Annotated in this window: 5 protein-coding genes and 1 pseudogene; 2 read left to right on the top strand and 4 right to left on the bottom strand. The window is 62.5% G+C overall.

Annotated features, from left to right (window positions below; all coding sequences use genetic code 11):
- A pseudogene (locus A985_RS29330) lies at positions 1–581 on the top strand (urate hydroxylase PuuD); the annotation flags it as partial.
- A 559-nt stretch (positions 582–1,140) separates the two neighbouring features.
- A complete protein-coding gene (locus A985_RS0115360; protein ID WP_017234288.1) occupies positions 1,141–2,520 on the top strand; it encodes an MATE family efflux transporter in 1,380 nt (459 codons plus the stop codon).
- 77 nt (positions 2,521–2,597) lie between these two features.
- Here the strand turns inward: A985_RS0115360 and A985_RS0115355 are convergent, their stop codons facing one another.
- The 4 genes from A985_RS0115355 to A985_RS0115340 are packed head-to-tail and all read right to left on the bottom strand — an operon-like array spanning position 2,598 to position 6,772.
- Complete coding sequence (locus A985_RS0115355) at positions 2,598–3,443, bottom strand: proteasome-type protease (protein WP_017234287.1); 846 nt, start codon at positions 3,441–3,443, stop codon at positions 2,598–2,600.
- A 49-nt stretch (positions 3,444–3,492) separates the two neighbouring features.
- On the bottom strand, positions 3,493–4,299 hold the full coding sequence (locus A985_RS0115350; protein ID WP_017234286.1) for a transglutaminase family protein: 807 nt from the start codon (positions 4,297–4,299) through the stop codon (positions 3,493–3,495).
- A 4-nt stretch (positions 4,300–4,303) separates the two neighbouring features.
- Complete coding sequence (locus A985_RS0115345) at positions 4,304–5,302, bottom strand: alpha-E domain-containing protein (RefSeq protein WP_017234285.1); 999 nt, start codon at positions 5,300–5,302, stop codon at positions 4,304–4,306.
- 45 nt (positions 5,303–5,347) lie between these two features.
- Entirely contained in the window at positions 5,348–6,772 is a 1,425-nt protein-coding gene (locus A985_RS0115340; RefSeq protein ID WP_017234284.1) for a circularly permuted type 2 ATP-grasp protein, read from the bottom strand.
- Positions 6,773–7,345: the final 573 nt, after the last annotated feature.

Here is a 7,345-nt window from a genome sequence, read left to right as displayed (position 1 = left end):
AAGGCGAGGTGCCGAACCCGATCTGGGGCAAGCTGGGCAAGCAGCGCTCGGTTCACAACACGTATTTCACATTGCCGGTCGTGTTCATCATGATCAGCAACCACTACGCGTTCACTTATAGCAATCCGCACAATTGGGTGATTCTTTCGATCATCATGGCCGCGGGCGCGATGATTCGTCAGTTCTTCGTGCTGCGTCACGCGGGGAAGAATCTGTACGTGCTGCCGGTCGCGGGCGCGGCGCTGCTCGCCGGGGTTGCCGTGTTCGCCGCACCGCGCCCTGCCCCGACGCCCGCCGCAGGCGCGCATGGCGAAGCGGTGGCGTCGAGCGTGAAGCTCTCAGAAATCCAGCCGATCCTGACGCAACGCTGCGCGACGTGTCACTCGGCCAAGCCGACGATGATGGGCAGCGCACCGGCAGGGGTGATGTTCGATACGCCGGCCGAGATTTCGCAAAACGCCCAGCGGATCTATCAGCAGGCGGTGGCGCTCAAGGCGATGCCCTTGGGCAACGTGACCCAGATGACCGACGACGAACGCCAGAAGATCGCCGCGTGGTTCAACGGCGGCGCGCAGCAGTAACCTTCACGAACGTCTTTCTTGCTGGACCCATGTTGGGGCGCTTCGGCGCCCCGTTTTTTTACGTCATCGCGTTAGGTTGCGCTGATGCACTGCACGGCGTTGTAAGCGGTGAAAGTGACGTGCACGTTTTCGACTGTTCCCCGACAAAACAATCGCTTGGGAACTTCGGTACGGGTACGCAGGTCTGTAGTACGCGTCCGGCAGTCCGGGCGTGACGTATTTGCGAAGGCGGCATCCGCTCAACCTTCCCATCACGTCAAACTACGGGTGCGATGCCGACAGCGGCAGGCGCATCACGAATCAGACATCATGAATTTCCTGCTTTTCTCCGCTTCCCGGCAAGGCGTTGTCTGGGTGCATCTGCACCAGGCAATGTTTCCGCCGTCCGATCTGACTGCCTGACGACGTCTGCGCGCCACTGCTGCGCGTGATGTTGCGGGCGGGACGGGTGCGCCGTCGCTTGCGCGTGCCCGATCGATCTCCCATCTCGAAGTTTCGATGTGCAAGCCACGGTGAGCTGCGTCCCGACACGACGCGGCGATATGTCATCGAGGGGACCATGTCTCATTCCACTCTTCATCAATCCACGCAGGGCACAAGGACGCCGCTGCTCAAACAATTTACGTCGCTCGCGATTCCAACCATTCTTTCCGGCTGGGTATACACGGTCTACACGTTGATCGACGGGATCTTCATCGGTCGATACGTCGGCGAACAGGCGTTGGCAGCGCTCAATCTCGTCGTCCCGTTGCTGTATGTCCCGTATGCGTTCAGTGTCATGATCGGTGTGGGCGGCGCCACGCTCATTGCCCGCTTGTTGGGAGAGGGACGCGACGCACAGGCGCGTCGCGCATTCTCGCAGGTGCTCTGGGTGATGCTCGCCTTCAGTATCGCGATGAGCGCCGGGGTGCTGTCCTTCCGTCACGAAATCGCCGCCGCGCTCGGCGCACACGGCGAAATTACACAACACGTGGTGGGCTTTCTGTCGGGATGGGGCTGGTTCGTGCTTTTCGCGAACGGTCTTTACGCGATGGAGCTGTTCCTGCGCGTGGAAGGCGCGCCGGCGGCCCGATTCGGACTGTACGCGATGTTTCTTGGCGCGCTCGCCAATGTGGCGCTGGACTATTGGTTCATCGTGGTGAAGGAGATGGGCATGTACGGGGCGTCGCTCGCCACCGGCTTGTCGATGATGGTCTCCAGCAGCGTGATGCTCGCCTATCACTTCGTGCTGGCCAAGAAGGTCGTGCCTGCATGGCGGGCTTTCGCAGACACCGAAGTCCATATCTGGCGCGTGATGTACAACGGCGCCTCGGAGTTTCTGGGGGCGATCGCCCCGGCGGTGACCGTGTTCGCGTTCAATCGCGTCATTCTGTGGAACTTTGGCGAGCCCGGGCTGGCCGCCTACGCCATTCTGGAATACATGACGCTCGGTGCCACGGTGACGATGGTGGCGCTCGTGCAAAGCATGCAGCCGATGATCAGCTTCTACCATGGTTCGCGCGATCTGAACGCGTTGCGCGAGTCGTTCCGGCTCGGCGTCATGGCGGTGATGGGGTTCTCGGTGCTGGTGGCGGTCGCCATGGCTACACTGGCTCGCCCGCTGACGTTCCTGTTCTTGCCGGCAGGCGTTCAGGCGTGGTCGATTCTCGAGCACGCGGTGCTTTGGTACGCGCTGGCGTTTCTGCCCGCAGCCGGCAATTTGATCGTGGCGGGCTTTCTGACGGCCGTGGAGTCACCGGGACCGTCGGCGGCCATTGCCATGCTGCGAAGCTGGGTGTTACTGCTGGGCATTCTTTGGCTGCTCAATGTTGGGTTCGGCGGCGCGGCGATCTGGTACACGCTGTTGATCACTGAAATGCTGACGCTTGCCATCAGCGTCTGGCTATATTGGCGCAGTGACCGAGGCGACGCGCTGTTGGCGCGCGCAGCGTCTCGCTGAGGTCCTGGTCCCTGGCTACCCGGCGAAACGGCGTGACTTCGCGGTCACGCCGTTTTTTATGGTCATGCCGCGACGGCTCAGCTCGGCATCTTTAGCGAGAACGTTTGCGCGAGCGACTGCACGCTGGACGCGTCGTCCGCGCCCGGCGCGCCTTCGGGCGGCGCGGCGCGTGGCGGCAGCGCTGCGGGCCGGCTAACTTCGCTGGCAGCCCACTGCGGTTCGGGCAGTTCGTCGAACACTTGGCGCAGGCGTGCCCCCCACGATTCGTGGATCATCTTGTAGTAGACGTTTTCGTCGTCGAGCGACGCGAACCGCGTCACGCGCAGGCTGTTTTCTTCATACACGAGAAGATCGAGCGGCAGCCCCACGGAGACGTTGGAGCGAAGCGTGGAATCCATGGAAATCAGCGCGCACTTGGCGCCGTCGTCGAGCGAGGTCGCGGGCGTGACGAGCCGATCAATGATGGGCTTGCCGTATTTGGACTCGCCGATCTGGAAGTACGGGTTGACCGACGACGCTTCGATAAAGTTACCTGCGGAGTACAGTTGATAAAGGCGGCTCGGCGCACCGGCGATTTGCCCGCCGAGCAGAAAGCTGCAATTGAAGTCGACACCGAAGGCTTCGAGCGCCTTGGCATCGCGTGTGTGGACGTCTCGAATCGCCTGGCCGACGACGCGCGCGACGTCGGTCATGCTTTTGGCGTTCCACAGCGTTTCGGTGTCGCGCGCTTCGACAAGTTGTTGGCGCACGGCCTGCGTGAGCGCGAGGTTACCCGCCGAGAGCAGGACGAGCACGCGCTCGCCCGCGCGCTCGAACACGAGCATCTTGCGAAAGGTGCTCACGTGATCGACGCCCGCATTGGTTCGGGTATCGGCGAGAAAGACGAGCCCGGCATCGAGCTTCATGGCCACGCAATACGTCATGTCGTTCCTGTCTTGCCGTGCGGGGCCCTCGGCCCAGGCACGCTGAAAGCTATTGTTGTTGATCGAGCGGCACGGTATCGACTGTGACCGATACGTGCAGCGCTTCTGTCGCACCGCCGCTGCGCATGCCTCTGACGGGCGCGGCAGACTCATAATCGCGTCCGACGGCCAATCGGCAGTAGTTGCCGCTGGCGAAGCAGGCATGAGTCACGTCGATGCTGACCCAGCCCGCCCCGTCGAGCCACACGTCGACCCATGCGTGACTGGCCGCGTGCGGCACGTCGCCCGGATCGATATACCCGCTGACGTATCGCGCCGGCACGCCACGCGCACGGCAAACGGCGAGCATCAGGTGAGCATGATCCTGGCAGACGCCTCGCCCAAGCGCAAGTGCCTGTGCGGCGGTACTGGTCACGCCGGTGATTCCGGATTCGTAGTCGACTTGTTCGCAGAGGGTGGCCGCGAGCGCCAGCAGTTCGCCCGGCGTGGTCACGCCGGCGGCGGCGGCAAGCGCGTCGATGGCGTCGTTGCGCGCGGTGAGCGGCGTCGGGCTCGCGAAGGATAACACCGGTACGGCGTGGGTCGTCTCGCCGAGCCGTCCATCGATAAGCGGTGTGGTGTCGACCTCGCCTTCGGCCATGAGATGGATTTCGCTGTGCGGCTGATGAAGTACCAGGGTATGCATGTCGTTCCCGAACGCGTCGCGCGCGGGCGTGAGTTTGCCGGGCGCGCTCAGCCGCCAGTGCGCGATACGCTGCACTTCGGACGCCGCAGGCGTGAGCCGAAGCTGCTGGATGGTGTAACGCACCGGCGTGTCGTAGCGGTAGGTGGTCTCGTGACGGATGGTCAGGCGCATGGCATCAGGCGGCGAGCGGGATCAGGAAGGTCTGGCTGATCTTGTTGCCGAGCACGGAGACGCGCTCGAGGAATGCAGTCAGGACGGGGTGGAGGCCTTGTTGGTGGATCTGCTGGATGTCGGTGTACTTGAGTTCGGCTTGTAATTTTCCCGCGTAGCGTTCCACATCCCCGGACTGGGCATTGGACAGGGTGGCGAGGTTTTCGCATACGCCGCTGAGCGAGGCGAGCAAGGAGCGTGGCATGTGCGCGTTGAGCATGAGCAGTTCGACGACGCGCTCTGGGGTAATCACGTCTCGGTAGACTTTGCGGTAGATCTCGAAGCCGGACACGCTGCGCAGCACGGCGGACCAGTAGTAGAAGTCGGTGGGATGGGAGGCGTCGGGGCCTGCGCGGTCGGTGCGCACGGCTTCGTGGAAGCGGACGTCGAGAATTCGCGCGGTGTTGTCGGCGCGCTCCAGGAATAGGCCCAGCCGAGTAAAGTAGAAAGCATCATCCTGGAACAAGGTGCCGAAGCTGACGCCGCGCGAGAGGTGCGAGCGCACTTTGACCCATTCGAATAGTTGGGCCGGGTCGCGCTCCAGCAAGTCGAGCATGCGCGGAAATTCGAGCCAGGTGCTGTTGACGGTTTCCCATAGTTCGGTGGTGAGCGTGCCCCGCACGGCGCGCGCGTTTTCGCGTGCCGCCTCGAGACAACAGGCGATGCTCGACGGGTTATCGCGGTCACGTACGACGAAGTCGAGGACATTGGCACGCGTGGCACGCCCATGTTTGCGATTGAACGCGGGCTCGAGTTCGGAGATGCGCAAGGTGGCGCGCCAGCCAGCCTCGTCGTTGAAGGTGCCGGCGTGCGCACGGGCGCCGTCGGCATCGTCGTCGTCGTCGATGGCATCTTGCGGCAAGAGCAGGTTCTGCAAGTTGACGTCGAGCAGGCGTGCGGTGTTTTCGGCCCGCTCCATGTAGCGAGCCATCCAGAACAGGTGATCGGCGGTACGGCTGAGCATGATGGCTTCCCGATAGGATTTTTTGTCGTGTCCGGCGAACGTGGCTTATTTTTCGAGTACCCAGGTGTCTTTTGTCCCCCCGCCCTGGGAGGAATTGACGACGAGTGAGCCTTCGGTAAGCGCAACGCGGGTGAGTCCGCCCGGCACCATGGTGACGCCTTTGCCGGAGGAGAGCACGAAGGGACGCAGGTCGATGTGTCGCGGCGCAATGCCGGCCTCGACGAAGGTGGGGCACGCGGACAGTGCGAGCGTAGGTTGGGCGATGTAGCCGTCGGGTTTGGCGATGAGCCGTTGGCGGAATGCCTCGATTTCGGCTCGGGTGGCCGCCGGGCCCACGAGCATGCCGTAGCCTCCGGCACCATGCACTTCTTTGACGACGAGTTCGCCAAGGTTGTCGAGGGTGTAGGCGAGATCGTCCGCTCGACGACATTGGTAGGTCGGAACGTTGTTGAGAATGGGCTTCTCACCGAGGTAAAACTCGATCATGTCCGGCACGAACGGGTAGATGGATTTGTCGTCGGCAACGCCGGCCCCGATGGCATTGGCCAAGGTGACACGCCCCGCCCGGTAGACGCTGAGCAAGCCAGGCACGCCCAAGGTGGAGTCGGCGCGGAAGGCCAACGGGTCGAGAAAGTCGTCGTCGATTCGGCGATAGATGACGTCGACGCGCTTCGGACCATTGGTGGTTCGCATGTAGACGAGGTTGTCCTCGACGAACAGGTCTTGCCCCTCGACTAACTCGATACCCATCTGTTGCGCCAGAAAGGCATGCTCGAAGTACGCGGAGTTGTAGATGCCCGGGGTCATGACGACGACGGTAGGATCGTCGACCCCCACCGGCGCCACGGCGCGCAGACTGTCTAGCAACAGGTCAGGATAATGCTCGACCGGCGCAATCCGGTTTCTCGCGAACAGTTCAGGGAATAACCGCATCATCATTTTGCGGTTTTCCAGCATGTACGACACGCCGGACGGCACTCTGAGATTGTCCTCCAGCACGTAGAACACGCCATCGTCGCCCGCCCCCGCCCGCACGACATCCACACCCGCGATATGTGCGTAAATGTCGCCCGGTACGTCCACCCCCTGCATCTCGGGACGATACTGTGCGTTCTGTAGTACCTGCTCCGCCGGAATGACCCCGGCACGCAAGATGTCCTGCTCATGGTAGACGTCATGAACGAACCGGTTCAACGCGTCCACACGCTGGCGCAATCCCGCCTGCAAGGTCTGCCATTCGTGAGCAGGAACAATTCGTGGGATCAAATCGAATGGGATCAAGCGCTCTGTGCCCGCCTCATTGCCATACACAGCAAATGTGATCCCCACTCGCCGGAACGCCAAGTCGGCCTCGGCCCGCTTGTGGTGCAAGACATCCTCGGACTGACACTTAAGCCAATCGTCAAACCGCCGGTAATGCGCACGCGTCGCACCCGTGATGCTCGCCATCTCGTTGTAGCTCTCGACCATTTGCTTCTCCGCAAATTGCTGTGTCGAGATCGTGCAATATCCATGCCCGTGCCGTTTTTTATCCCTTTCGCACGATTTTCGTGCGCCCCATGCATTTTTTTGCACCACATCCGTGATTTGAACTCAACACCACTCCCCTAGACGGACCGGGGCCCCTTTCCGCCTCTCAAACATAAACCCAACTCGCTGCAGAAAGGGGCCCCGGTCCATCCCCCTCCACGCCCCCAGTCCCCCCACCGACACCGCCCGCTTCCCACGCCTCCCCCCACACCGCCCCTGTCCCGTCGACACCGCCCGTCTCCATCGCCATCGCGACGCCGCACCCGCCCCGCGCGTGCTCCGCATCTGCCGCAGGACGGCCGCGTCGTCGCCCACGCCTCTCCAGTCCCTCTTCTCCTCCTACCTCCTTCTTGCTTCTCCTAGTGCCTCCTAGCGTCTCCTCTCGCTCGCCTCCATCCCTCGCTTTTTCATCCCCCCATATGCAAAACGCCGGGCTCTCCCCGGCGTCTTCGCTGTCCTGCACTTATCGTTCGCTACCACTTTGCTTATGCCGCCTTTCTCGCTGAGCGCACC

This window comes from Pandoraea sp. B-6, assembly GCF_000282835.1.
Lineage (GTDB): Bacteria > Pseudomonadota > Gammaproteobacteria > Burkholderiales > Burkholderiaceae > Pandoraea > Pandoraea cepalis.
The sequence above is the reverse complement of the archived record's forward strand: the minus strand, read 5'-3'. Positions and strand labels throughout refer to the sequence as shown.

Excerpts from the sequence above, each read along its gene's own strand:
- A985_RS0115340 (WP_017234284.1), bottom strand. The coding sequence starts at position 6,772 with ATGGTCGAGAGCTACAACGAGATGGCGAGCATCACGGGTGCGACGCGT.
- A985_RS0115345 (WP_017234285.1), bottom strand. The coding sequence starts at position 5,302 with ATGCTCAGCCGTACCGCCGATCACCTGTTCTGGATGGCTCGCTACATG.
- A985_RS0115350 (WP_017234286.1), bottom strand. The coding sequence starts at position 4,299 with ATGCGCCTGACCATCCGTCACGAGACCACCTACCGCTACGACACGCCG.
- A985_RS0115360 (WP_017234288.1), top strand. The coding sequence starts at position 1,141 with ATGTCTCATTCCACTCTTCATCAATCCACGCAGGGCACAAGGACGCCG.
- A985_RS0115355 (WP_017234287.1), bottom strand. The coding sequence starts at position 3,443 with ATGACGTATTGCGTGGCCATGAAGCTCGATGCCGGGCTCGTCTTTCTC.